Origin of the sequence: Nostoc sp. NMS7 (assembly GCF_017115085.1) — a bacterium.
Taxonomy (GTDB): Bacteria; Cyanobacteriota; Cyanobacteriia; order Cyanobacteriales; family Nostocaceae; genus Nostoc.
Genome location: NZ_JABXKJ010000009.1, coordinates 17,521 through 42,586 on the forward strand (window position 1 = coordinate 17,521; position 25,066 = coordinate 42,586).

Consider the following 25,066-nt stretch of genomic DNA (forward strand, 5'->3'; position numbering starts at 1 on the left):
CTAGTGGTATAGAAGTAATGATTTTTCTCTTGCCAGTCTTTATAGAACAAGGGTTTCAGTCTCTGCTATCACTACTTCTATACCACTACCCAGATTTTAAAGGATGATACAACTATGGGTTTTAGTATTTCACGTCTGACTCTATATGCAATCCTATCAAATATAGAAGAAGATATGAGAAAAATTATTTGTACACATCTCGCGCCTCAAGTCCAATCAAATTCTTTGTTTGGAGAGGAGATTTTAAAGAAAAGCCGAGAGCGATTAAGCAAAGATATACAGGTTTCTGCTGCTAATATTTCAAATGAGGATTTAGTTGAATACATTGATTATGCTGAAGCATTTCAAATTATTAATGCTCATCGAAATCTCTTACCCAGTTCTATCGCAAAGCATTTTCAGGACGTAACAAAACAACTTGAGAAGCTAGTGCCAGTTCGCAATCGAGTCATGCATTCTCGTCCATTAGACCCAGAAGATTTATCAAATACCACTGATATTTCACGTTTACTGATTCGTGATAAACATACTTGGAGCAACCTTAATGAAGTTTTGGGGCGACTTCAAACAGAACCTACATTTGTACTGAACTTACATATACCCATCTACGAGTCGTCAGGGAACCATAACTTGCCGATACCTGATTTTGATGAAACTGGTTTTATCGGTCGCAAGAAGCAAGTAGATAATTTAGTTAAGCTCTGCTTAGGCCCATATCCTGTTATTACAATCATTGGAGATGGAGGAATTGGAAAGACAGCTACAGCATTAAAAGTTGCCTATGAGATGCTTGACAAAGAAAATTGTCCATTTGAAGCCATTGTATGGACATCTTCAAAAACAGAACAATTAACCCCATTTGAAATTAAAAGAATTGAAGGTGCTATTAATGATTCTTTAGGAATGCTACAGAATGTTTCCGACTTCTTCTTAGGTGATAAAATGCAAGTTTCTGATCCATTCTCTGAAGTTATTGAGTATCTAAGTAATTTTAAAATTCTATTAATTATTGATAATCTTGAAACAATCCTTGATGAACGCATCCGAAGTTTCTTAGAACATTTACCTATGGGAAGCAAGATATTGCTGACAAGCAGAATTGGCTTGGGTGCTTTTGAACGCCCTGTAAAATTGGAGTCAATGGATCAGAATGATGCCGTTGCTTTATTAAGAGCAACTGCCAGGATTCGTGAAGTAGATATGTTAATCAATATGCCAAATGATCAGTTAAAAGCATATTGTAACCGCATGAAAAATAGTCCTGGGTACATTAAGTGGTTTGTTTCTGCTGTTCGGGCAGGCAAACGTCCAGAAGAGGTTCTCGCAGAGCCTGAGATGTTTCTAGAATTCTGCATGTCCAATGTTTACCAGTATCTATCTGAAAGTCCCCGAAAAATTCTTGAACTTATGCTCTCCGTACCAGGCCAGCATAGTCAAGCTGAACTGACATTTTTGGCTGGAGATATGGATGTTATTAATTTGCAAGAAGCAATTCAAGAATCACTACGTTCAAACATGATTGTCATGTCAAGTCAACCAATAGGTAATTCCTTTGAGTCAAAGTACAGCTTGACGGATATGTCTAGAGAATACTTGGGAAAACACCATCCAGCCTCGGCAGAAATTCATAAGCAGTATAGTAAGAGAAAGCAGAAATTAATTTCTACTGTTGAAGAATTTAAAGCTTCACAAAGAGATAATCCCTATGCTTACGCCTCAATAAATATTCGTTCAAGAAGTGAATTTGTTGCAGCAAAATACTTGAAAGACGCAGTAGAGGCTGGGCGTTCAAAGAGATTTTCTGATGCAGACGAACTATTGGCTAGCGCTAAACGTTTGTCTCCAGGATATTTTGAAGTGTATAGAGTTGAAGCACAAGTTAGAGATTTTCAAGAGAACTTTCCTGCGGCTAAAACAGCTTATGAAGCAGCTATCGAGCTAGAACCTAATCATGCTCCTTTGAGAGCTTGGTATGGTGGTTTTCTAATGAGAAAATTCGATGATAATGAAAATGCACTTAAAAATTTTCAAGAAGCAGAGAAAATAGATCCACAATCTTCAGAAATTCAAATAGAAATTGCACGCGCAAATTTGTATCTTAGAAATTTTCAAATAGCGAAGGAAATTATTGATAAACTTTTAACTCGTACAGATATATCAGAAATAAATCGGAGAAAATCATATAACCTATATTTTCAGTTTTTTCATAGAAAAGCAGATTATCTACTACAACAACGTAATAGTGTCGATGCTTTATCCTGTATTAAAATTCTTAAAGAAGAGTATAATAAATGTCCGCAAAGCATTATAAATATTGAGATACGGAAAAAAGTTGCAAAAGCCACTGTGACAGCTAAAAGACTAGTTAATTCTCTTCAGGAGCCAGAATTAATTAAAGCAGCTTCCTTATTGCACAACTGGTTTCTAGAAGAATTTTCTGATTTACGAGACCTGTCTGTGATAAAGCATACTCCTATCCTTAAACGTAGAGTAGACAACTAGGTTAACGCAAATTCTACCGCACCCATCCGTGAAAAGTTAAGATAAAGCCCCTTTTGCCAATCAGGGGCGGGTTATTGCTTAAATTCTCCTGACTCTGACAACACAATTGGCGTGATTTCACCTTATCGCCGTCAAGTAGATGCGCTGACTCAACGTTTAAAATCTCGCTGGTCAGATTTTTCCCCCAAGAGCATTGGCACAGTTCACACGTTCCAAGGTGGACAGAAATCAGTAATAATTTTCTCGACTCGCCAATGTCAACCAACTGATAGCCTCTGGTTTATTAATCGGCGACCAAATCTACTCAATGTTGCTGTCAGCAGAGGGCGAGAATTGTTTATCCTAGTGGGGAATTTGGGGTAAATATAGCGTAGCTGGCACGAGGTGCAAGATATACTGAAAGTATTACTGTATAAGCTTTTAAGCTATCGCTTTTAGAGCAATCATCGGGGCTTGAGTAGCAGGCGAACCGAAAACCGGGATAAGCTTGAAAGTCTTATTAGATAAGGATTATATCCAGAACTAAGTCCATTGACGCTCTGCTTATCATCGAGTCACTACTCAACGAGAAAATAAGGGTTTCAGCTTTGAAATATGTTTGTATTACTGGTGTTATGTCTCTTAACCCGGTTTTCTGCGCGAATGCTACTCATACCCCTGGACGTATTTATCAATTGATAATAGTTTGTAATAACTTTTGAGTTGCGCGTCTTTCAACGAAATAATCAGCATCGTACCGTAGTAGACTGTCCATAATATGGCGCGTACACCGGACACTACCAGCAAGAGTAAATGAGGCCACCGCCCCCAACTCGTCTACCTAACAAGCATTACAGGTCTAGAGAATACCTGAGTATGCTGCTTTTTTTGAATTGGCGAAAATATGAATTGTTGAAAAAGCGAATTGCTGGCAATTTGTATTGTCGCCAATTTAACATTCCATAAATAAACAAATACAAATTTTCGCCATTTTAAGAGTAAACTAGCAGCATTTACTGGAGTACATGGAGTGATAATCACCCTTGCTAGTTTCAAGGGTGGCGTAGCTAAAACGACAAGCGCCATCCATATTGCTTGCTTTCTATCTCAGCTAGGCAGCACTTTGCTAGTTGATGGCGACCCAAACCACAGTGCCACAGGATGGGCAAAGCGAGGAGCATTACCCTTTAAAGTTGTGGATTTACTACAAGCTCCTATGCACAGCCGTAATTTTGATCATGTGGTCATTGACACAGCAGCTAGGCCAAGCCACGAAGATTTAGAAGCACTTGCTGATGGGTGTAATTTATTAATCTTGCCTACTACCCCTGATGCTTTAGCGATGGATGCACTGTTGCAGACTGTAGGCGCACTTAAATCATTAGGTAGCGATCGCTATCGTGTGTTGCTCACAATCATTCCCCCAGCCCCCCGCTTAACTGGACAGCAAGCACGGGAAGCATTAGAGGCAGAGGGAATACCACTATTTCAACATGGGATTAGACGATTTGCTGTTTATGAAAAAGCGGCACTGGAGGGGCTGCCAGTTTACCAAGTCAAAGACCGCAGCAGCAAAATAGCATGGCGGGAGTATCAACAGGTGGGTAAGGAGATATTGTCATGAGCAACCCTAAGCCTAGCCCTTTTAAAAAGTTATTTGAAACCAAAGAGGAACCACAACTTGAGCCAGAACAAGCGTTAGAAGTAATCACAGAGAGTAACGTGACACAAACTCCAACACCGTCCCCACCAGCACCAACTTCTTCTGAAAAGAGCAAACGTGGCAGACCTGCAACTGGAAAGCGGTCTGATGATGCTTGGATTGGGCGCACCTACTATGTGAAACGCTCAACAGATTTAGATGTAGAGGAAGAGTTACTTAAACTCAAAAGGCGTGGCGTAGAGATTGATAAAAGCGAATTGGTAGATTTTCTCATGGCTGTCTGGGTGAAATTGCAGCAAGGTGAAAATATAGATTTACTAATTGACGAATTTACGCCAAGGCGAAATTCTAAATTAGATTGAGTCGTTGCTGAATGAGGAGAGCCAGAAGAATCAGGTGCGGAGGGGAGGGACTGTATTGTTTAACCTAGCAACTGAGGCGATCGCTGAAAATACTGAGCAGTCCTTTTTCCTTTGATGAGGAACTGGGATTGGCTTCTGGTCACTGGTACTGGTATCAGATAGTAATCCACCAGACATTTATACCAGTAGAGTCTCACCTTTAATAAACCCTGGTTTACCCGGTGGTAGAAATAAAAATAATGTAATATTATTAACACTATATTTATCGAAATTCAAGGGTAAGCTTACTTATTAATAACGTCTAATTGTTATTTTGAAATTTATTTGAAGAGAACTTTACTAATAAATATTACTGATTTTACATAAATAGAGAAATTTTAATTTAAGTAAATTCTCTCTCGGCAAAACGGAGTTTATGTAGATAGTATGTAATTTGATATATCACTTACCGGATTTGGTAGTGAGTATTAATTTAAATGAATTTCAAAAAGCCGTTAGCTATTAAGCAGCCTGAAGTCAGCAAATTTATCCGCGAACTTCGCCTAATAACGGGTCTAACTCAAGAACAGTTTGCAGCAGCATTAGGTGTAACTTTCCCCACTGTTAATCGTTGGGAAAATCGGCGTAATCAGCCCTCACCTATTGCCATGAAGCAGATAGAAAAATTGCTTTTTGAGATGGGCGATCGCGGACAGGAATTACTGGCGAAACATTCGACTCCCTAGTTTATTTAGGATAATTTTTGGGCTGAGTTCCTATATTTTCTAGAGCTAATGTCTGCAATACACAAACCTGACTTTTCACGTTATGTAACAAAGCCACGGAAAACCTAACCCCCTAACCCCCTTCCCTACGAGGGAAGGGGGAAAATTCAAAGTCTCTCTCCTTTTAGGAGAGAGATTTAGAGAGAGGTTTTCCAGATACCGTGAAAAGTCAGATACACAAACTTGTTGTTAGTGCAGACATGATTAGCTGTAGCAATTTTGTTGCAAGTGTTTAATTATATTAGCGCTTGCAACAGCATTGTGCATAGGTTCTCTCCAACTATCCCACCAATAAACATCTCAATCAACTCCCAAAAAATTAGATAAATAAGAGATTGGTGGTTTATGACTTTCAACCAAGATAATTCTTATGCCTTTATGGTTGGAACTGAGGATGATCGTGTTGAAGCATTAAAAGAACTATTAGGATATCCAGTGTTGCAACATGACCCTCAAGGTTCGGCTTTTTGGTATTTGCGTCCTGGTAAAAATGAAAATGAAGCTTTAGAAACTTGCCCAATTGCTATTGGCTTTTACTCAGAATTAAATGAAGCAACAGATAAAAAAATTAAAAAAAATCTGACATTAAAAGAAAAGCAGCAAGAAATATATGGTCATTACGCCAGTAGAGAATTTGAACAGCAGCCTGTAATGTATTTATTGCTACCCACAACCGAAGGGACTGGGCGAGTACCGTTGGTGCTGCCAACTGAAGGGGGGCTGCGTCAGCGACACATTGAAACTTTCCAGTGGAACGACGCAGAACTGATAGCCCGTTTAAATCGCCTCAAGCAAGGGGAATTGCCCATTGCGACTAAATCATTCTGTGCCATTCCCCAGGTAGATTGGGTATTTTACCCAGCAGCAAAAACAGCAGGCGAACTGGCAAGGGCGCTGGCCCAGGCAGCACGGCGGATTGAGCAAGCTATCCCCAAAGTTTATCAAAATGAGGAAAATGAGGGAACTGATGGTTATCTGCACAAGTTGCTGAAGAGTTTTCAAAGGGAGTTATTGCCCACACTGCAACTGACTTCAGATAATGAGAAAGACTATAGTTTTGCGGATATTTACGCCCAAACTATTGCCTATGCGTTGTTTACTGCTAGAGTATTTGGCTATGTAAAGGATAAGAGAGAAAGTAGAGAAAAAGAAACTTATTTTGATAGAGAATCGGCTTGGCAGCAGTTACCGGAAACTAACCCATTTCTGCGTAAGTTATTTGAGGATATTTCTCAGCAGACACCAAAGGAACTAGGAGATGAGTTAATTGGTGCGATCGCAGATATTTTTGGTATACTCCGGGCAGCCAAGATGGATGCAATTCTCTCGGATTTTCAACTGAAGATGAACCGGGAAGATATTGTTATTCGCTTCTATGAGGATTTTTTGACAGCTTATAAACCACAGATGCGCGAAGGTCGGGGTGTTTATTATACACCGGAGCCTGTGGTTTCTTATATCGTCAATTCTGTTGACTACATTTTAAAAACAGACTTTAAATTAGCAGATGGGCTTGCTGATGCGACAAAGGTAAAAACATTAGATGGCAAGAGTAAAATTCATAAGGTATTAATCGCAGATGTTGCTACAGGTACCGGAACTTTTTTATCTAGTGCGGTAGACCATATATATAAATCTTTAAATTTAAGTTCAGATAAATGGTCAGATTATGTATCTCAACATTTATTACCACGACTTCTTGGTTTTGAGTTATTGATGGCACCCTATGCTGTAGCACACATGAAATTGGGGTTACAGCTAACAGAATTAGGATATAAATTTGATAGCAATGAGAGACTAAGAATTTATCTAACTAATACTTTACAAGAAGCATTTCAAATTCCACCTGCTGATGATTTTGATAATTGGATTCGAGATGAAGCCGATGCAGCTAACAGAATTAAGCAAGAAGCACCAGTAATGGTTGTGATGGGAAATCCACCTTACTCTGGTCATTCTGCTAATAATGGCATTTGGATTAGTAATCTACTCAAGGGTATAGATACAATCACTCACCAAAAAACTAGCAGTTATTTTGAAGTTGATGGTAAACCTTTGGGTGAAAGAAATCCTAAATGGCTAAATGATGATTATGTAAAATTTATTCGTTTTGCTCAGTGGCGAATTGAACAAACAGGTTACGGTATCCTAGCATTTATCACTAATCACGGATATTTGGATAACCCCACATTTCGCGGGATGCGTCAAAGTCTGATGAACACCTTTGACGACATTTATGTTCTTGATTTACATGGGAACAGCAAGAAAAAAGAGAAGTGTATTGATGGTTCAAAGGATGAAAACGTTTTTGATATCCAGCAGGGTGTAGCTATTAGTATTTTTGTTAAACGGCAAGACGGTAATAAGGAAGTTGCTAATGTTTATCATGCAGACCTGTATGGTTTACGAGAAAGTAAATATCAATGGCTGAAAGAAAATGATATAACAGCAACCCAATGGACACAACTGAAGCCACAGTCACCATTTTATTTGTTTATCCCACAAAATATTAATTTGCTTGGAGAATACGAGCAAGGATGGAAAGTACCAGATATTTTTCCAGTTAACGTGCTTGGTTTCCAGACACACCGCGACCATTTTGCCATCAATTTTGAAAAAGAGGAACTTTACAAGCAAATTGAAGAAATGCGTGATGATAGCATTTCAGATCATGAATATGCTCAGAAATATATGCTCCAAGATAACCGTGATTGGAAATTAAGTAAAGCTCGTAAAGTTCTACGTCGTGATGCTGAGTGGCAAAGTAAGTTAATTCATTGTTTGTACCGCCCTTTTGATGAGCGACCATGTTATTTCAGCACTGTATCGATGGATTATCCTAGACCTTTACTTGAAAAACATATTTTTAGAAAAGATAATCTAGGCTTAATAAGCGTTCGTCAGGTTGCAGAAGGAATATTTAATCACGTATTCGCTACGAATGCCGTTGTAGAGTGTAGGATTACTTTAAGTAATAAAGGTGCTGGATATTGTTATCCACTTTATCTCTACAACGAAAATGACCAATATCAATTTCCAAAACTAGAACAAAAACGCCGCCCTAATCTTTCCCCCGCATTCCTCAAAGACATCATCTCAAAACTAGGCTATACCCCGACACCAGAAGCAATCTTCTACTACATCTACGCCATCTTCCACTCACCCACCTACCGCACCCGTTACGCCGAATTCCTCAAAATCGACTTCCCCCGCGTACCCCTCACCAGCAATAACGAACTCTTCCAGCAACTAGCAAATTATGGTGAAGAATTAGTATCACTCCACTTAATGAAATCACCCCAACTCGACAACTTCATCACTAAATTTATTGAGAATGACGGTAATAATCTAGTCGATGCTGGACATCCCAAATACAACCAAGATGCTGTCACCATCAACAGAAAAGGTGACAAATTTACTGGTGTCCCGGAAGAAGTCTGGAAATTCCAAATTGGTGGTTAAGCTAAAACACATCTAATTTGCATATTAAATTTTATCAAATTCTTGTGGGGTGGGCATCTTGCCCGCCTTGATCATGCAACTTCAATGCCGATTAGCTTATCAAGTCTGCCAAAAATGGCTTAAAGACCGCAAAGGTAGACAGTTAAGCGATGACGACATCCAACACTACCAGCGAATTGTAGTAGCATTGCAACAAACAATCAAACTGATGCACAAAATTGACCAAGCGATTCCAGGCTTCCCGATACAATAAAGAGGGAATGATTAGAGGTAAAAGATGACTAGCAAAGAATTATTAATCCAAGAAATAGAAACTTTACCACCAGAGTTGCTAACAGAAGCACTTAATTTAATTCGAGAAATCAAAACCAGTCATACAGCAAAACAGTCAAATACAAATAACTTACGTAGTTCTACAGCTGAAGATTTACTAGAATTTGCCGGAACTTGGTCAGGTGATGATATTAGAGAATGTCTTCAGCTTGTTCATGATACTCGTATGCCACTGGAATTTTAAGAATATATTTGCTTGATACAAATCATTGCACTTTTTTGTACAGCCGCGATTTCTCAGGGCAAGATGCTAAATTTGATTATGACTTAAATCCTTTTGAGGGAAGTAAAGTATAAGATTTGTAAAAAGTACAGTAAAGTTTTTCAGTCGTATAAACACAAAAGGAAACAATGACGATTAAACAACAGATTACCCAAGAACTAGAAAAATTACCTGAACCCCTATTGCAGGAAATTTTAGACTTTGTTCAATTTTTACAAGCGAAACACCAACAAATCGCCGAGACAAAGCAAATCCAAGAACATATAGAATCAGAAGCTCACACTCAAATTAAGTCTACAGGCAGTTCGTTACTAGAACACCTGAAAACCATAAGTACCCCAAGTGACAGTTCTCAACTATCCTACCGTCCAGCTTCTGGACGTTCCATCCTCAGACACGCCGGAACCTGGTCAGGCGATGACTTTCAAGAGTGTCTTCAGTCGGTTTACGCCACTCGTGGCAAAGCCAAATTCGATTATGATTTAAATCCTTTTGATTAATGTATTTACTAGATACAAACCACTGTAGCGCTATCATCCTCGGTGAACCAAACGTCATTCGTCGAATAGCCGAGGTAGGAGAATTAAACATTGCCACCTGCGTAATTGTGCAGGGAGAACTTACATATATGATGGAAAATTCTGCCAACAGAGAAACTAATCTGGCTCGGTTGACAGAATTTCTTGAAGATATAGGCATTTACGGAGTTACAGAGGACACGGCTACCATTTATGGTCAACTCAAAGCAGCGTTGATGAGACAATTTGGCCCCAAAGACAAAAGCAAGCGGAGAAAAACTCAGATAACAGACCTGGGTTTTGATGAAAATGACCTCTGGATTGCTGCTGTTGCTCTACAACATAATTTTACCGTTGTATCAGCCGACAGCGACTTTCAGCGAATTATACAGGTAAAAGCATTATCCGTTGAATCTTGGCTGTAAACCCTACTTCTTACTCCTACCTATGCTGGAAGCTGCCATTCAAGATATTATCCGCAAACAACGCCCCTACTATTTACTACAAGGCAACTTCATCAAAGGCGTTGACAATCAATATTGGCTGATATTCAAGCATCGAGACGCTGAAAATCGCCTGCATAATATCATCACTTTTCTGGGACTTGGTGACAAACACGCTGCTTATAGACTGCTGCGAATTGAACCTAAAAGTGCCAAGGTTTTTGAATATACTCCCCTCAAAGATGGAAACTTACCCAGCGCTACTCTACTTAGAACTAGCAAGTTAAATCTTATTGAAAAATTCCTGAAAAAAGAAAGTTTTTATAAAGAAAAATCACTACAAGTCGGGAGTTTTTTAGAACTTAAAGGTCGCCGTCGGAAATTAAACTTACCTGATGAATTTGATAAATATCATCCTTTTATTTCTAGCATCTTAGAACGTACCCAAATCTATCGTCGTTCCACTGCCTATTTTGATAGTGGAGTACTAAAGCTATATGAAGAACCACTCCAACAAATTGTATTAACCGAAGGTCAAATTCGCCTGTTAATGGACTGGCAGGGTTTTACCAAAAGTGCTGATATTGAAGAACTAGAAAAACTACAAGACCCGAATTACCGCGCTGAATTTACCCGCCGCACCTTAACTGAATTCCTTCAGGGTTTGGAAGATAGCGCCTTCTCTGGTACTGGAATTATGGCAGAGTTAGTCCGCTTGGAGTTTTTGCAAATCAAACTGGTGAAGATGAACTCAGGGCGAGGCATCTATCACAAAAAAACTGGTATTCTTACCGACCTTCTAGAAAATCATATCCTGCATGAAGGTTCTGATAACTTTACCCGTGCCGCCTATACCAAAAATGCCGAAAGCGTGACATTTCTCTACTCCTGGGATTCGCCATTAGATGCAGAAGAAATTGCCAACAGCATCGAACAATTTGATGCAGAGTGGCAACGAGAAGATATCACTTTCGACCTCAGCCAAGAATTTTTACAGCAGGTACTCGCAGAACGAGAACGACGTACTAAACTTCAACAACCAGTGATTGAGACTATTACCCCTGACGAATTTTCATCAGGGGAAACCACCACTGTTGAAATAACGGGTAAAAATCTCGACAAAATAGAAGATATTCAAATTGCTGATGACGAATTGGTGCAAGTTACCATCGACAGCAAAGAACCAGAACGCATTGTTGGTCAAGTTGAGGTACACGCCGACCACCCACCCACGAAATTAAATGATTTTCGAGTCAAAACCAGCACTGGTAGTTACAACACATCTCCCCAAATACCTGTATCTGTCAGCCAATCCTTAGAAATTCCTGACTACAGCGAAATCGCCGGCTTTAAGCCAGCTATAGAAATAATCCTGGCAGGCAATCACGGCACACCTAATGATTTCCTCTATTGGCTGGCACAGCAGCGCCCCCGCCAGTTCCGAGTCGAAGGCAGTGACTTGCTAGACCAACTAGTTAACCAAGATATCTTGTTTGAACATCAAAAATCTGGGGCGCAACACTGCCTGCGGGTAATGCAAGACTTTGGTATTTCTGTTTGTGCGGATGCGGTGGGCTTGGGTAAGAGTCGATTAGCCGCGACTGTTGCCCGTCTCTACCGCGCCTCAAACCCTGGCGCCAAAATCGCCATTATTGCCGCCAAAAAATTGCATGATAACTGGAACCGAGAAATGGCAGAGTTGGGTTTTGATTATGAAAAGCAAGACTACGAACTCTTCAATAAAAACCTGATGAGCCGTAAAGGTAGTGGGTTTACTGAAAATCTGATTCGCTACGGTGGTGCGGACTTAATTATTATTGATGAGGCACACGAAGGCATCCGCAACTATAATAATCGCATTCACAAGACCTGTTTGCAAGTTCAAGAACAAGATCGCAAATCAGGAAAGCAGCGACACTTTTTACTACTAACCGCTACCCCGTGGAACAACCGTCGGCAAGATATCTATAACATCCTCTCACCTTTCCTGAGCCGCCCTGAAGGTTTTAGTGAACATGGTTTTCCCCCAGAACTTCTCCACTGGTTCCAAAACCGCGAGATTGGTGTAGAACCGTTTACCGATAACACTGAACTATTTCGCCGCACCTACCGAGAATTGTTTCTCCAGCGCACTCGCCAGATGTTGCGCGATGCTACCCCTGACCTGAATCTCTATGCCAAACGGGTAGCAGAATGGTTGCCAGTGGAGTTTGAACCCGCCACAGAACAAGCACTAGAGCAAATTTTCACCCAATTTGAAACCAGTCTTTATATCCCCTTTGCTGACCCGATTCGCTACCTTACAGGTAATCCAGAACAGCGTAGTTTGTTGAGTAACCAGCGACGCTTTTTCCTGCAACGGGCAGAATCGAGTATGTATGCCCTTAACCGCACTATTAAAAGCTTTGGGGATAAGATTCGGCTGCTTCAGCAACGCTTAGAAAATGTTGCTCCTGATGCCGACGGCTTGAAAGAATTTCTACTCATCCACTACGGGTTTCAATCAGAAAAAAAGCATAAACAAGAGGATTTATTTGATTTTTCTGACCGCGAAGACTCGGATGAAGATTATGAAAAAGAAGACGAGGAGGAAGACGAAGAAAATAGCAATGAACAAGAACACAAACGCCAACAATTGCGAAGTTCTATTGAAAAGGTCATTGATGCCTTACGCCACGATTCCATCAAAACACAACTTATTTATAATAGAATTCTCTCAGATTGTGAAGGTGATATCAAACAATTAGAACAAATTCAAAACCTGTTAGCGGGTGAATTTGTCATTGACCATAAACGTGAACAAGTCAGCAATAAAGTCAAAGAATTAGTCAGCCTTGGTCATAAGGTGTTGCTGATTTCTACCTTTAGTGACACAGTGGTTGACTATTACCGTTACATGGCTAAAGATACAACAATTGCAGCCAAAGGTATTGGCATGGCTATTGGCTCTACCAAACGGTATTATCCCAACAATTCAGCCAATAACCCAATTGTAGTTAATCCCAATAATGCCCTGAGAATAACTAAGCATCAAACTAATCTTAAACGTCAACAAATATTTCGCTTATTTGCTCCTGCTGCTAACTGTAAAAACCCAGCCGAACGACCAAAAGCAGATGAAGAACTAGCAGTTCTTATTGGTTCAGAAACTCTTTCAGTTGGTCAAAATCTCCAGGATGCAGACTATTTAATTAATATTGACCTGCCCTGGAATCCGATGATTTTGGAACAGCGCATAGGTCGAATTGACCGACCTAAGCAGCATCAAGCAAAAAATATTTATATCTATTACGCTAACAGTGAAAACCAATTATTGAGGCAAGCTTCACGCCTCGCTAACCTGAATAAAAAACTGGTAGGAGATTTAGTATCGGAAGATGGAGATATCCCCACGATTTCTAATGTTGAGCGTCTGGGTGCTTCGATATATGGCGATACCTTATTTGATGATGAAGTCCTACCAGGGTATATCGACTTCTTGCAAAGCTTAGTTAAAGCTAGAAAGATGGAGCAGGGCAATTTACAAGAATCAGCCTATAAAAAACAGGAAACTAGCAACAATCTTTACACTTACAATGAAATTTTACATAGTGAAGAACTCAGCAAACTGCTCAAAGAATTGGGGGAAGATTATCAAGCTAATCCCATTACTTTAGGTCGCCGCACGGGAGAAAAACAGGAAGTTACTGGATTAGTAGCATTAACAGTGGAATATTTCGGCCCCAATGGCGAAGCAATACCTTCAGAAACACAAACTATCTTCTGGAATGACAAAACTGGAGAAAAAGATGGTTATGGGATGGCGATTGCCACAGCATTTAAAACCCCAGAATCTGGTGACGTTTTCTCTGCTAAATATCTGCTTTCATCTGCCAGTAACCTTTATAACCAATTAGTTAACCTCAAAAAAAATTGGGCTGTTGAACTCCAGCAGGAAGAGACATTAGAAAATCTCAATATTACCTCAGAACGCATTAATTCCATCAAAAAACGGTTGAAAAAATTTGATAGCTTACCAGGAGGATTAGAAGCGATTACAGTCAAGAACACTATCAAAAAACTCAGTGCTTGCAAGGAACTAAAACAAGTCCAGAAGCTTCTGCGCGAGTATACAGAAGGCAGTAAAGCTAATTTTGATGATGAAACTTTTCTAGTGCAGTTAGTACAAGATACTGACAAACTCAACTTAATTGCAAATGAAGGTATTAAACCTACAAGCTTACGAGTTTCATTAGCTGCTATTTTAATCAGAGCATAATTCCCTATTTGAGCCGAAAATTGTTATTGGGATTACCGCCTTTTCCCCACACGGGCTGCTAATTTATTAGTTAACTCCAATTGATATTGATTTTTATTGTCCTCGTAAACCAAAATAGTCCTGGGGTCAGCATGACGGCTCAAATGCTGCACTTTCCGGTAGTCTCCTGAAGCCAAATCCAGCGCCTCGGTAATCCCCGAATGCCTGATTTTATGGGGTGTCATCCGCTTTTTGATGCCAGCGCGTTCACAGGTTTTTCTCACAATGGCGTAGATGCCGTCCCCGGTGAGTTGGTGTCCATAATTGTGGAAGTCCAGCGCAATAAACAAAGGATCACTGGGCTTAATATTTGTACGACAGCCCAGCCAGTCGCTAACCGCCTCTGCAACTTCTGGGTTTAAGTCAATCCTAGTAGAATCATTGCCCTTACCCTTGCCGTAAACAGTTAAAGTCAAATCGTGGTAATCAAAATCTCCCACCATTAACTTCGCCACCTCCCCCCGTCGCAAAACATTTGCCCAAAGCAGCAGAAATAAAGCATAATCCCGCTTTCCCTTGGTGCAAGTGGTATCAATTACATCAAAAACTTTGTTGTACTCATCAACTACAACACCCCGCGTATCCCTGTACTTAGTCACAATCATTGATTCAATGCGGTCGCCATCAAAATAAAACTGACAGCGTTTGAGATTGCGACCCACCTTAATTAAATACTTGAGGGCGGCCAAGTAACGGTTAATAGTTGCCGCCTTCCTACCCTCTGCCACCAAATGATTCTTAAACTTGAGGATTAACCCATTAGCCGTCTGGTCATCCAACCCCCAGAACTCAGAGACATCTTTTTGAGTCGGTTCCCTTTGCAAAAAATACTCAAAAAATATCCGTATATTGCCAGCATACCCCCGTTGAGTAGTAGACGCCTTCTGCTGCAACTCCGCCAAAAAATCATTTGACGCAAGGAGCTGACTGGCAACTTGAGTCAGAGAACTTTCAGTATATGTACTTAACTTATTCATTTTTAGCGTTTATGACAATGCACCTTTTCGTTAACGTGTTATATCATTACACACATCACCAACGCAAAATACACTAAACTCCTTCTATCCCAAACACAAAAAGAGATTTTTCCGATTCTAGGAATGACTTGGGTTAATACTTCTGGGGTTCTAAGTGAGTTTTGTAATTATTTTGACTCGAAAGCATCGGCTTTGTGGTCAAAGATGTCAATCGGCATAGTTATTGATACTACTTTTTATGTTGCGTGCCAAATGTTAGCAAAATTGCTCCAAGCGATCGCAAGAGAGCATACTCCAAATCAAAAGCTCCACGCAGAAACCATCTAGGTGGAGTCTTGATATCAAGGTTGATATCAGACATCAGTTTTAGTTAGGAGGTTTCATCGCCAGAATCTTCTGAGCCACAGCTTTGGAAACGGGCATCATTGAGTTGCACATTGCATTACGTTTTGCTGCCCCATTCTGAATTCCATGCAGCATCTTCAATCTTATAGAGTAAATTGCTGACTGTACCAAATGCATCTCTAAGATTGAGTTGAGCTAAGTTAATTCTTACGTTATCCCAGGTTCCATGTGCAAAGTCATTCCTTACTTTCCTGATCACATTTCTTAGCTCAAGAGTGTCAGTATACTCTTGGAATTGAAGTCCGCCTTGATGCTTGAGATGTGCCAAATAGGAATCTATATCACTTGCCCTTTTAAGTTTTTTAACCTGTACTCCCGGAGTAAATTCTGCACAAAGCAGCTTTAATGAGTGTTCCAAAAACGCTGAGAGTAGAAGAATACAAGTTGCTCGTGATACTGTGTGAATAGTATCCTCCCATTTAGGCAAGTTGTAATCTAACACGTCGAAATCTTCTGCTGGTGCATTTGGATCATTTTCAAGCTTATGTCTCTGTCGTAGCAATCTTGTATAATGATTTTCCGTTTCTTGTAGCGTTAACACACAATAATCATTAAGTTGAGCCATTCGATTTGAAATGTACCAAAAAACCTCGCTGAAACGCTCAACTGTAAAGAGATAATCCTCCCATGCAATTTCATTGTAGTTATTATCAAAAACTACTGTATTTGCCCAAAACAGGGAATCTTTGTGAAATATAGATGCCATTTTAAAAAGTGCTTATTTTCGCTCAATCTAACCTCTGGCTAAAAATGCTGCCCTCAGAAAAATACCGGAGACTATCATTAAGTTTGCATATTGAAAAATTGTTTTAAAAAGTAAACTACTTACTCTAAGAATGCGAGCAGCCACATCTGTTTACAAAATGTAAACAATCTGTATCACGATTTCTACCAAAACGCTTTAACCAAGTAGGCCAGTCCACTACATTAATTTTATATATTACAGTTTAACAGACTGTATTTCTTTTGTCGTGATGTGGGAACAAGGTTTGACAGATGCAGTTACTGCTGATCTACATTTTGTTCAAGCTGGGTTTCGGGCATTGTTGCGCTAAATGAAGCGAGAAGAATTTGAGGCTCTAATTACACATCCTTGCCATCGGCGATTAATCTGCTTCTTGCCACCCCTCAATAACCGCTACAAAAATATTGACTAGGGGATGATCAATGACTTCTTTGAATGCTTCTTTTCCCCCTGCCTGTAAAGCATTTATGAGCCGAGATTTAGAAGGTTTTTTGAACATTATGCTTTTGTCAATATTTTTTAATTTATGCAGTGGAAACGCTGGAGGATTGACTTTCCTTGTTTGTAATTCTTGACTGGCAGCATTAGAAATTAGTTCAAAATAGCGGCTTTGAAACCTATCCCCAGTAACTTGCTCTCCTATCAAATTAATTGATAGATTTTCCTCTTGTAAAAAGTCTACCAAACGCTGCTTTTGTAAGATCCTGTTCTGCGGCCTTTTTAGCTTGAGAGGGGATTTATAAAGCATGATAAGTTGCTGCTTAATTCTCTCCTCGTCTACAGAAGCTTTTGAAATAAGCTCTAACATACCTTTTTCGACAATTGGATAAACTTTTTCCCTAATAAAATCGTCAAATAAACGACGCATACGAGATGTTTGAAAGTGCTTTCTAAGAGAAGATGATGAGGAGCTATTAGAAAAGTCAATAGTTAAGGTATTATTTGCAAGAATAAGAAGTTGATCTGCCTTATCGAGCATTTCTTTGTGTTCGTTGTACCACTCCCAGAAGACTTGACGAATGCGTTCATAAACAGGAGAAAGCCCTTTATTATCAAGTTTTAAAGTCGCTATTTCTAAAATATCTTGAGGATTAACAAATACAATACTAGGCAAGTCATTATAAGGGATGTTAAATAGGTCAGCAAGATCATAGGTATTTTGTGTCATCGCATTAGCAAAACTATCAAAATCTCCTGCGTTCCAATCCCTACCAGCAGCTTCAAAATAGTCTGTATTTTTATTGAAGTCGTTGCCAAGATGTGGAAGCGAATCATTCGGTGAAGGTGGCATAAAAGCTATAGCGAGAGCGTGCGGCCCCGTTAATCTGTCAATATCTCTATCTAACCTTTTTATATCTTCTAGAAGCTGACTATCATAAACTGTTGCCAGAAAAAATATTAATACTTTAAACTGTCCTTTTGCCAATTCCGCCTTGTAACGGTTAAGGATATCTATTCCGGTTATAAATGAATAATGCATAACTGCGACAATCCCAAAATGTTCTAGATAAGGTTTCTAGTATAGTTACAAAAACTATGGCTTGACACGCTTGATTGCAGTGTAGTGGCAGTTATTATGGTTTTGCGACGCTCCTTTGTTACAATTTTTATCGTTTCAAAATTGCTTTAATCGCAGTTCACAACAGTTAACTTATTATGCTATACACAAAAATTAATAAATGATGATATTTAGCGTAAAAAATTACGTAGCTTTTCTAGTTCCTCTGATTTTAGGACTTGGGGGTTTCGTAGCAATCGTACAAAAACTTACGCTAAGACAAACTTTGCCTAAAAGAGAACCTGGTTGGCATCTTTTGAAGAAGCTACAACCCTGATTGTTTTGTTAAAAGGTTATTTGACTTTACCTAAAAGGATATAAACTAGGCAATCTTTAACGGTTGCTAGAAGGCTTGCTATGCCTGCTTTTTGGTCTTAGCGTAAGTTCTTGCACGGATGCTACTCAAACGCCGGATACAGCAGAATTCAGGCGTTGTTCGTCAGCAGCCAGAAGTAAAAAAGGCTTCATACATATATAGCTTTTGAACCTAGACCCTGTAGTTGATTTACTTGTAAACTGCTGTATCTCTTGTATCTCTTAAAAAAATAGATACTACGGTAAGCCTATAAGCGCATTGGGGTATGCATATTATTAAAAATAATTTTAAAATGAAGATAATAAAAATTTAAACCTCCCATCATAGTGATAAATAACTTTTAAAGACTTTTGCGTAATTGCAAGTAAATGTTCATCTGAATTCAATCGTTTAATTTGTTTTTCTAGTAGATTAACCAAGGTTATTTCTAAGATTTTATCTTCCTCATTCCAATTTAGATACATTTCTTTTAATATATCTCTAATCTCTAGATTACTTCGTTCTTTGTGCAGAATAAAAGTTAAATTAAATTTAATATGTTGAGTGAAATCTTGTATTAAAAATTTACTTTTTTTGTAGTCTGATACAGCATCAAGATAAAAGATTTGATCTTCTTGCTCAAAATATGAACAATTAGCTTCATGTAAAAGATTGTAGCTTTTTAAAATACTATCAAAAACAGACGCTTTTACAAAGTTAATAGAAGCAAAACTTGGCTCTTTTTTTATAATATATCCAGAAATGTAGATAGCTTGGTCTAGCCCTGAAGCACTAATATTTTTATCTTCAAAATGAATTCTAATTAGTTCCGAATCTATTATTGATATCAAATTATACTGATATATATATTTTTGTTTATTACCTCTTGCATTTTGTCTTTTTGGTAAAGATTCCAATTCATAAGATTGAGCTTTCATTAGAGAAGTAATTGAATCAAAAATAGGCTTATCATTTTGTGGTTTTCCAGATTGAATACTCATTTCTTGAAAAGCAAAAGTCTGAAACTCTGGTTCACATATAGCTTTTTTGATATTTTTTTGAGCTAGATAATCATAATATTTTTTCTGCCAATTTTCTTCAGAAATACTAAATTTTAACGATGGAGTATTAGTCCAAATATGCACGGGATTTAATTGCAAATTTTTATCTTTTTTATCATATTGTTTAGTAAGTAAAGCCCAAAGGTTACTTGTATTTTTTTTACAGCTAATAATAAGAGTAGTAAAGACTGCAAAATCTTTTACTCTCTTAACTTTATAAGCAACTATATCAATTTCACGTATAGTTTGTTGATTATCATCAATATAATACTTGTTGTTGATGATACTCCATCCTTCATGACGTAATATTTCTGAGATATTAAATTCTAATGGAAATCCAGTTTTAGTTATTTCTTTTTCATAAATGCTGAAATCCATATAAAAACCTATCTATTCACAGGTACAGTTTACTATAGCTTTGAAGATGAAATAACTAGACGCTTAATCATAAATAGGTTCAACCATACATACAAATAAATATTTAAGAGATTTTTTAAAATCTTACCCCATTTTAATCAAAACTTTACCCTCCTGCTTGATTTTCCAGTTTTTAGGATGTTCATTAAGTAAGTAACATAATTAAATTTCGTAAAATTTTATGAAAATAGCATTACAGGTGTAGAAAATACCTTACACCAAGGGGAAATAAATCTGTATCTCAGATAGTTGAAGCATTGCAAAACCGAGGGATTGAGTTACCAGAGTTACCAGACCAGGAACACACGCCTTCTCTTTGAGCGGTAATTCCGAAAGCTACGCGCTAGGACTTGATGAGCCGTTTTCAATATCGCAGTGTCAAAAACGTTGTAGGCTGTGGGCGGTGATGTCGGGAATTGATAGTTTGGCGACATCATAGGCGACATCATATAAGATAAGACCGATACTCTCTGTGATCCTACTTATCTGTACCTGAAAAAATACCAAAAGTTTCTTAACCATCTTGATTTCCTCCAGAAGCGCCACCATTGCTTTAGTAGGGGTTCAGCCGGGATACGCGCAAAATAGGACACGTTGTAAATAAATGTTGCAGAGCGTGTTTTAGTGATTTACCAACTTGCCCATAAATGATACTGGGACAATCAAAATTTTGCACGATAAAATCAACTCTTCACCCCAATAGCCCCTCAAGCTTGCCCATAAACAATCATTTTTGGGAATGTTTCAACTGGAAGAATAAAGTAAAGCTTGGGATTGAAACAACCGTATATCAAGGGTTCTGCTTAATTTGCGTTACATAACTTTACAACGTGTCTCGTTTTACAGGTATCCCGGCTGAACCCCTTCCTGACACAATCCTGACTGATTTTAGAAAAACCTACAGGGATAAAACTATTGCCAAAGAAGATATTTTCTACTATGTCTATGGCATCCTGCACAGCCCCGAATATAAACGTCGCTTTGAAGCTGACCTTAAAAAGATGTTACCTCGTATCCCCTACGCTCAGGAATTTTGGGCATTTAGCAAAGCAGGTCGTGAGTTAGCTTCTTGGCATCTCAACTATGAAACCATTGAACCTTACCCGCTAACGGAAGACAATTCAGGACTACTCTTCCTAGATAACGAAGATTACCGTGTTGAAAAAATGAGTTTTGGGAGACGGCCTAAAGTTATAGATAAAACCACCATCATCTATAACAGCAAAATCACCTTGTTTGGTATTCCTCTTGAAACTTACGATTATGTCGTAAATGGGAAATCAGCCCTTGAGTGGATTATGGAAAGTTACCAGTTTACCAAAGACAAGGATAGTCAAATTGCCAAAGATCCTAACGATTGGTCAGAAGATCCTAGATACATTCTTGATTTGGTGAAGCGTATAGTGAGAGTCAGCCTGGAAAGCATGAAAATTGTAACCGCTTTACCAGCATTGAATGAGCGTAAGTAGCGATCGCCACAACTAACAGATATCTACACGCCCGTCCCGGTGAGAGTTAAAACCCTGATACCAACAGCAGAACAATGGTTTGAGGGTTCATCTGGAAACCTAGTTTCCAGATGAAATCCCAAAACCCTGATTATTTCGTTCATCAGTAAAGCGATCGCCTGACTCCCCAGCCTCCAACCCTTGACGTACTTTTGCCTAAGTCTTGACATACTTTACCCCCTGCGATCGCTACGACACAGTTTTTATTCATGGGAATGGGCGGGGGAATCCGCTACAGATATCAATACCTGCCCTCAGTGCCGATCAACCAAGTTGAGCCGATGGGGAAAGGACAAGCGCGGAATCAAGCAACGCTTCAAATGCAAGGACTGCGGGAAAATCTTTGTTCCGTAAGCGATCGCCGATCCTAGTTCGTTCTTCTTCAAAGCTTGTTCGTCGATAATTTTCTGGATATCCAGAAAAAGCGATCGCCACAACTAACAGATATTTACACGCCCGTCCCGGTGAGAGTTAAAACCCTGATTCTTCCGTTAATCATCTGGAAGGTGGGTTTCCAGATGCAGTCTGAAAACCTGATTCTTTCGTTAATCATCTGGAAGGTGGGTTTCCAGATGCAGTCTGAAAACCTGATTCTTTCGTTAATCATCTGGAAGGTGGGTTTCCAGATGCAGTCTGAAAACCTGATTCTTCCGTTAATCATCTGGAAGGTGGGTTTCCAGATGCAGTCTGAAAAACTGATTCTTTCGTTAATCATCTGGAAGGTGGGTTTCCAGATGGGCATCACCGTGGCCAAAACGGGAAAATTGTACGCTAAGGCTGAAATCCTTGCTCTGACTGTGTTTAATGAACGAGAGCGCTAAAATGCGTACACACACAATACGCAAGTACAAAGTATGAGTAATCGTTTTCAAAAGCCATGCCCTGACCGTATAGATTCTGGTAATGCTGGCAGAACTCTTAGAGACACTAATTCCACTCCACAGCAAAAATCTAAGGCTGGGTTTCTTTTAAACCAATGTAAACAATGTGTGGGGTGTAAAAAATTTTAGAGCAAGTGCCAACCTCTATTTATCACTCTTGACTAGCTAACGCCTTTCCAGATGGTGCAGAGTACTGCCAATACTCTGCACCAATGAACTGAGGATAAACAGCCGCTCACGGGTGCTGTGAAAATGAGTGTCTAAGATGCTTGCTGGGTAAAGCTTTCAGCCTTAGCGTACAATTTTCCCGTTTTGGCACGGTGATGCCTGGTTTGGCATTGGTGGGTATTGAAGCGATCGCGCCTTGGGAGCGTGTTATTGATTTGCAATTTGCCCGTCGTCCCGGAGAAAGCGCCCTGTATCAGGCATCACCGTGTATCATGTCTATGCAGAAATCATGGGCAAGTATAGCAACGTCATTCTCACCGACGCTAGCAATATAATTATCACCGCCGCCCATCAAGTTAGTCAGCAACAATCTAGTGTCCGTCCCATCCAAACCGGACAACCTTATGAAACACCACCAAAACTGACTGGAACTGTCCCCAGTTTGAGCGAATCTCAAGAACGTTGGCAAGAACGGGTAAGTTTAGTGCCAGGAGCAATCAAGCGGCAATTACTGAAAAGTTATAGTGGCTTGAGTGCAGCATTGCTGGAGTTAATGTTGTTAGAAGCAAATATCGCACCAGAAACATCCACCGATACTCTCAACCCCGACGACTGGCGACGGTTGTTTGAGCGTTGGCAAGAATGGGGTTCAGCCGGGATACGTGTAAATTGGGACACGCTGTGAATAAATGTTGCGTAACGTGTTTTATTAATTTACCAACTTGCCCATAAATGGTATTGGGGCAATCAAAGTTTTGCACGCTAAAATTAACTCTTCACCGCTTTCAATGCCTCAAGCTTGCCCATAAACGTATACTTTTGGCAGAAGATGTAAAAAAATATTAGGCGTAGTAAATTAAAATCAATATAAATCAAGGTTCCTAAGCAATTCAGGCAAGTATGCTATGTACAAACTTGGAACAGCCTAAAGTTCTGTTAAAATCAGCAGCACACAAACTATGAACTCTATCACCGAAAAACGTATCGCCTTGATTTCCGTCCACGGAGACTCGGCGATTGAAATAGAGAAAGAAGAAGCTGGGGGACAAAATGTTTATATGCATCAAGTGGGTGAAGCACTAGTGCAGCTAGGATGGCAAGTTGATATTGTTTACCCGCAAGGTGAGTCTGAAGCAAGGCTTGATTGTTCAACATAGCGACAATTGTCGAACTATGGGTTTAAAAGCTGGCCCTATGAGTTAAAAGGCTTTGATCAAAAAACTATATTGATGCGATGGGTGCATAGTTTACCGCCGCAAGCATCACTTTTTTTGAACTCAATATTATGAAGGCAATCATAACACTATGATTGCCAACTTTTTACTGCAATGCCAGCACAGCCCGGTAAAGCTAATAGACTCTAGAGAAATGAATTCACTTGGACGTTTCTCAGGCTCCCAAGATGCCTTCTTAACTCTGGACGTTTTTAAGCTCCCAAGTTGGCTTGCTACTACAAAACAAGGAAACCGAAATGAGCAACAAAACCAACCCTGACCAAACTAACTCTAACTCCAATGATAAACAAAAGGCTGAACTGCCCAAAGTTAGCCTCGCTACGAGAGCTAAAAGTATTTTGGGGAAAACTCCCAAAGTAATCTCATCTCTAGTTGTTATGGGTAGCCTTTTTGTTGGTGCAGTAGTGTCCGAGCGCCTTCTTTCTGTGGTTGAATCATCTGACTGCGGAATATCAGTAAATTTCAAGTCCTCTCCTTCATCTCCTTTGGATTTTAAACTTAACAAAGAGGCTTGCAGCAAACCACCTGAAAGATAGAAATTAAATAGGAAACAAGTTTCCGAAAGAAAGGCGATCAGAGGGCATCGCCTTTCCTATTCCTCGCAATAAATATTAGTTCCTGCCACCAGTTAAGCGACAGTTTTGTAAGGTCGTTAATTTGTGCCTTCACGTTTGACCGTGACTGAATAAACGGGAGCATCCCTGTTTAGCACGGTGATGCCTAATTCATCTCGACTCAAAAAAGCGGACATATTTCTTAATTGATAATAGTTCGCAATAACTTCTTAGTGGCGTGTCTCTCAACGGAGTAATGGGGCTTGTGGCGTAGTAGACTGTCCATAATCAGTAAACCAAAAAGTTTTTTAAAAGTCTTACCATCTGGACATTTCAGCTAAAGCCAGGGATATCACAAAACTCACAAAACAACGTTAAATTGACCATTTCAGACGATGCCCCTAATTACCTGGAAGCGATCGCTCTATTACCAATAGTGTTTGCTGACTGATTCCCGATGGCTGAAACCCCTATTTTTACGTTCGTTTTCAAAACTTTGTGGTTTACTGATAATATGAGTCTTGTTATGGTCAACCTGGATTTGCTGTTAAATGCAATTAATGCAGTGGTCAGAGACCCGGTTTTGGTCATCGTCTGGCAATTCGTGAAAAAATCCAAAACCTGGGGAGATACAATTCGTCCAGTTTATTACCGGAATGTACTGAAGATTCGTTGTCGAGAAAGTCTCGACTGCCTAAAAACACCATCCTAAAATC

Annotated in this window: 22 protein-coding genes and 4 pseudogenes; 19 read left to right on the forward strand and 7 right to left on the reverse strand. The window is 39.4% G+C overall.

What is annotated here, in order from left to right; translation table 11 throughout:
- Positions 1-114: 114 nt before the first annotated feature.
- From HWQ38_RS00945 to HWQ38_RS00995, 11 genes are all read left to right on the forward strand, one after another.
- Positions 115-2,502 (forward strand): NB-ARC domain-containing protein, encoded by a 2,388-nt coding sequence (locus HWQ38_RS00945; protein WP_292789260.1) that lies wholly within the window; start codon positions 115-117, stop codon positions 2,500-2,502.
- Between the two features lie 105 nt (positions 2,503-2,607).
- Positions 2,608-2,865, forward strand: coding sequence for a C-terminal helicase domain-containing protein (locus HWQ38_RS00950; RefSeq protein ID WP_292789336.1), 258 nt, complete (start codon positions 2,608-2,610; stop codon positions 2,863-2,865).
- A 646-nt stretch (positions 2,866-3,511) separates the two neighbouring features.
- Positions 3,512-4,105, forward strand: a complete 594-nt coding sequence (locus HWQ38_RS00955) for a ParA family protein (protein WP_292789263.1) — start codon at positions 3,512-3,514, stop codon at positions 4,103-4,105.
- Complete coding sequence (locus HWQ38_RS00960) at positions 4,102-4,506, forward strand: hypothetical protein (RefSeq protein ID WP_292789266.1); 405 nt, start codon at positions 4,102-4,104, stop codon at positions 4,504-4,506. The genes HWQ38_RS00955 and HWQ38_RS00960 overlap by 4 nt, the downstream gene beginning before the upstream one ends.
- A 476-nt stretch (positions 4,507-4,982) precedes the next feature.
- Positions 4,983-5,231, forward strand: a complete 249-nt coding sequence (locus tag HWQ38_RS00965; RefSeq protein ID WP_292789268.1) for a helix-turn-helix transcriptional regulator — start codon at positions 4,983-4,985, stop codon at positions 5,229-5,231.
- Between the two features lie 384 nt (positions 5,232-5,615).
- Positions 5,616-8,732 carry a type ISP restriction/modification enzyme gene (locus tag HWQ38_RS00970; RefSeq protein WP_292789270.1) on the forward strand — a complete coding sequence of 1,039 codons (3,117 nt, stop codon included), beginning with the start codon at positions 5,616-5,618 and terminating at the stop codon, positions 8,730-8,732.
- A 58-nt stretch (positions 8,733-8,790) separates the two neighbouring features.
- Positions 8,791-8,985, forward strand: a complete 195-nt coding sequence (locus HWQ38_RS00975; RefSeq protein WP_292789272.1) for a hypothetical protein — start codon at positions 8,791-8,793, stop codon at positions 8,983-8,985.
- A 24-nt stretch (positions 8,986-9,009) separates the two neighbouring features.
- The gene (locus tag HWQ38_RS00980; RefSeq protein ID WP_292789275.1) at positions 9,010-9,249 is read left to right on the forward strand and encodes a DUF2281 domain-containing protein; all 240 of its coding nucleotides are present in this window, start codon (positions 9,010-9,012) and stop codon (positions 9,247-9,249) included.
- 167 nt (positions 9,250-9,416) lie between these two features.
- Positions 9,417-9,788 carry a DUF2281 domain-containing protein gene (locus HWQ38_RS00985; RefSeq protein WP_292789278.1) on the forward strand — a complete coding sequence of 124 codons (372 nt, stop codon included), beginning with the start codon at positions 9,417-9,419 and terminating at the stop codon, positions 9,786-9,788.
- On the forward strand, positions 9,788-10,231 hold the full coding sequence (locus HWQ38_RS00990) for a type II toxin-antitoxin system VapC family toxin (protein ID WP_292789282.1): 444 nt from the start codon (positions 9,788-9,790) through the stop codon (positions 10,229-10,231). Before HWQ38_RS00985 ends, HWQ38_RS00990 begins: the two co-directional genes overlap by 1 nt.
- A gap of 22 nt (positions 10,232-10,253) precedes the next feature.
- A complete protein-coding gene (locus HWQ38_RS00995; protein WP_292789285.1) occupies positions 10,254-14,507 on the forward strand; it encodes a helicase-related protein in 4,254 nt (1,417 codons plus the stop codon).
- 32 nt (positions 14,508-14,539) lie between these two features.
- Here the strand turns inward: HWQ38_RS00995 and HWQ38_RS01000 are convergent, their stop codons facing one another.
- From HWQ38_RS01000 to HWQ38_RS01010, 3 genes are all read right to left on the reverse strand, one after another.
- Positions 14,540-15,523 carry a tyrosine-type recombinase/integrase gene (locus HWQ38_RS01000; RefSeq protein ID WP_292789288.1) on the reverse strand — a complete coding sequence of 328 codons (984 nt, stop codon included), beginning with the start codon at positions 15,521-15,523 and terminating at the stop codon, positions 14,540-14,542.
- 229 nt (positions 15,524-15,752) lie between these two features.
- Positions 15,753-15,884 (reverse strand): hypothetical protein, encoded by a 132-nt coding sequence (locus HWQ38_RS01005; RefSeq protein WP_292789291.1) that lies wholly within the window; start codon positions 15,882-15,884, stop codon positions 15,753-15,755.
- An 81-nt stretch (positions 15,885-15,965) separates the two neighbouring features.
- A complete protein-coding gene (locus tag HWQ38_RS01010; RefSeq protein ID WP_292789293.1) occupies positions 15,966-16,634 on the reverse strand; it encodes a hypothetical protein in 669 nt (222 codons plus the stop codon).
- 235 nt (positions 16,635-16,869) lie between these two features.
- Between HWQ38_RS01010 and HWQ38_RS01015 the strand changes: the two are divergent.
- Positions 16,870-16,983 (forward strand): annotated as a pseudogene (locus HWQ38_RS01015) (nucleic acid-binding protein); the annotation flags it as partial.
- Positions 16,984-17,034: 51 nt separating this feature from the next.
- Here HWQ38_RS01015 and HWQ38_RS01020 read toward each other — a convergent pair.
- The 3 genes from HWQ38_RS01020 to HWQ38_RS01030 form a co-directional block, all read right to left on the reverse strand.
- A complete protein-coding gene (locus HWQ38_RS01020) occupies positions 17,035-18,153 on the reverse strand; it encodes a hypothetical protein (protein WP_292789296.1) in 1,119 nt (372 codons plus the stop codon).
- Between the two features lie 681 nt (positions 18,154-18,834).
- On the reverse strand, positions 18,835-19,965 hold the full coding sequence (locus tag HWQ38_RS01025) for a hypothetical protein (protein ID WP_292789299.1): 1,131 nt from the start codon (positions 19,963-19,965) through the stop codon (positions 18,835-18,837).
- Positions 19,966-20,382: 417 nt separating this feature from the next.
- Positions 20,383-20,526, reverse strand: a complete 144-nt coding sequence (locus tag HWQ38_RS01030) for a hypothetical protein (protein WP_292789302.1) — start codon at positions 20,524-20,526, stop codon at positions 20,383-20,385.
- Positions 20,527-20,834: 308 nt separating this feature from the next.
- Here HWQ38_RS01030 and HWQ38_RS01035 point away from each other — a divergent pair, with 308 nt between their 5' ends.
- Positions 20,835-21,473: a type ISP restriction/modification enzyme gene (locus HWQ38_RS01035; protein ID WP_292789305.1), complete on the forward strand. Its 639-nt coding sequence runs from the start codon at positions 20,835-20,837 to the stop codon at positions 21,471-21,473.
- Between the two features lie 23 nt (positions 21,474-21,496).
- On the opposite strand, the gene HWQ38_RS01040 is transcribed toward HWQ38_RS01035, so the two are convergent.
- Positions 21,497-21,682, reverse strand: coding sequence for a hypothetical protein (locus HWQ38_RS01040; RefSeq protein WP_292789339.1), 186 nt, complete (start codon positions 21,680-21,682; stop codon positions 21,497-21,499).
- 76 nt (positions 21,683-21,758) lie between these two features.
- On the opposite strand from HWQ38_RS01040, the pseudogene HWQ38_RS01045 reads away from it, so the two are divergent.
- The 6 genes and pseudogenes from HWQ38_RS01045 to HWQ38_RS01070 all read left to right on the forward strand — a co-directional run.
- A pseudogene (locus tag HWQ38_RS01045) lies at positions 21,759-21,857 on the forward strand (IS1 family transposase); the annotation flags it as partial.
- 44 nt (positions 21,858-21,901) lie between these two features.
- A complete protein-coding gene (locus HWQ38_RS01050; RefSeq protein ID WP_292789308.1) occupies positions 21,902-22,333 on the forward strand; it encodes a hypothetical protein in 432 nt (143 codons plus the stop codon).
- 383 nt (positions 22,334-22,716) lie between these two features.
- Positions 22,717-23,207, forward strand: a pseudogene (locus HWQ38_RS01055) (NFACT family protein); the annotation flags it as partial.
- Positions 23,208-23,520: 313 nt separating this feature from the next.
- Positions 23,521-23,758: pseudogene (locus tag HWQ38_RS01060) on the forward strand (glycosyltransferase family 1 protein); the annotation flags it as partial.
- 274 nt (positions 23,759-24,032) lie between these two features.
- Positions 24,033-24,332: a hypothetical protein gene (locus tag HWQ38_RS01065; protein WP_292789309.1), complete on the forward strand. Its 300-nt coding sequence runs from the start codon at positions 24,033-24,035 to the stop codon at positions 24,330-24,332.
- Positions 24,333-24,807: 475 nt separating this feature from the next.
- Complete coding sequence (locus tag HWQ38_RS01070) at positions 24,808-25,062, forward strand: hypothetical protein (RefSeq protein WP_292789312.1); 255 nt, start codon at positions 24,808-24,810, stop codon at positions 25,060-25,062.
- The last annotated feature ends 4 nt before the right edge of the window (positions 25,063-25,066 follow it).

What these genes read in the sequence shown, in the direction of transcription:
- HWQ38_RS00990 (WP_292789282.1), top strand. Translation starts at nt 9,788, where the DNA reads ATGTATTTACTAGATACAAACCACTGTAGCGCTATCATCCTCGGTGAA.
- HWQ38_RS00980 (WP_292789275.1), top strand. Translation starts at nt 9,010, where the DNA reads ATGACTAGCAAAGAATTATTAATCCAAGAAATAGAAACTTTACCACCA.
- HWQ38_RS00945 (WP_292789260.1), top strand. Translation starts at nt 115, where the DNA reads ATGGGTTTTAGTATTTCACGTCTGACTCTATATGCAATCCTATCAAAT.
- HWQ38_RS00995 (WP_292789285.1), top strand. Translation starts at nt 10,254, where the DNA reads ATGCTGGAAGCTGCCATTCAAGATATTATCCGCAAACAACGCCCCTAC.
- HWQ38_RS00960 (WP_292789266.1), top strand. Translation starts at nt 4,102, where the DNA reads ATGAGCAACCCTAAGCCTAGCCCTTTTAAAAAGTTATTTGAAACCAAA.
- HWQ38_RS01020 (WP_292789296.1), bottom strand. Translation starts at nt 18,153, where the DNA reads ATGCATTATTCATTTATAACCGGAATAGATATCCTTAACCGTTACAAG.
- HWQ38_RS01070 (WP_292789312.1), top strand. Translation starts at nt 24,808, where the DNA reads ATGGCTGAAACCCCTATTTTTACGTTCGTTTTCAAAACTTTGTGGTTT.
- HWQ38_RS00985 (WP_292789278.1), top strand. Translation starts at nt 9,417, where the DNA reads ATGACGATTAAACAACAGATTACCCAAGAACTAGAAAAATTACCTGAA.
- HWQ38_RS01065 (WP_292789309.1), top strand. Translation starts at nt 24,033, where the DNA reads ATGAGCAACAAAACCAACCCTGACCAAACTAACTCTAACTCCAATGAT.
- HWQ38_RS00965 (WP_292789268.1), top strand. Translation starts at nt 4,983, where the DNA reads ATGAATTTCAAAAAGCCGTTAGCTATTAAGCAGCCTGAAGTCAGCAAA.
- HWQ38_RS01040 (WP_292789339.1), bottom strand. Translation starts at nt 21,682, where the DNA reads ATGTCAAGACTTAGGCAAAAGTACGTCAAGGGTTGGAGGCTGGGGAGT.
- HWQ38_RS00970 (WP_292789270.1), top strand. Translation starts at nt 5,616, where the DNA reads ATGACTTTCAACCAAGATAATTCTTATGCCTTTATGGTTGGAACTGAG.
- HWQ38_RS01025 (WP_292789299.1), bottom strand. Translation starts at nt 19,965, where the DNA reads ATGGATTTCAGCATTTATGAAAAAGAAATAACTAAAACTGGATTTCCA.
- HWQ38_RS01000 (WP_292789288.1), bottom strand. Translation starts at nt 15,523, where the DNA reads ATGAATAAGTTAAGTACATATACTGAAAGTTCTCTGACTCAAGTTGCC.
- HWQ38_RS01030 (WP_292789302.1), bottom strand. Translation starts at nt 20,526, where the DNA reads ATGGTTAAGAAACTTTTGGTATTTTTTCAGGTACAGATAAGTAGGATC.
- HWQ38_RS01010 (WP_292789293.1), bottom strand. Translation starts at nt 16,634, where the DNA reads ATGGCATCTATATTTCACAAAGATTCCCTGTTTTGGGCAAATACAGTA.
- HWQ38_RS01005 (WP_292789291.1), bottom strand. Translation starts at nt 15,884, where the DNA reads ATGTCTGATATCAACCTTGATATCAAGACTCCACCTAGATGGTTTCTG.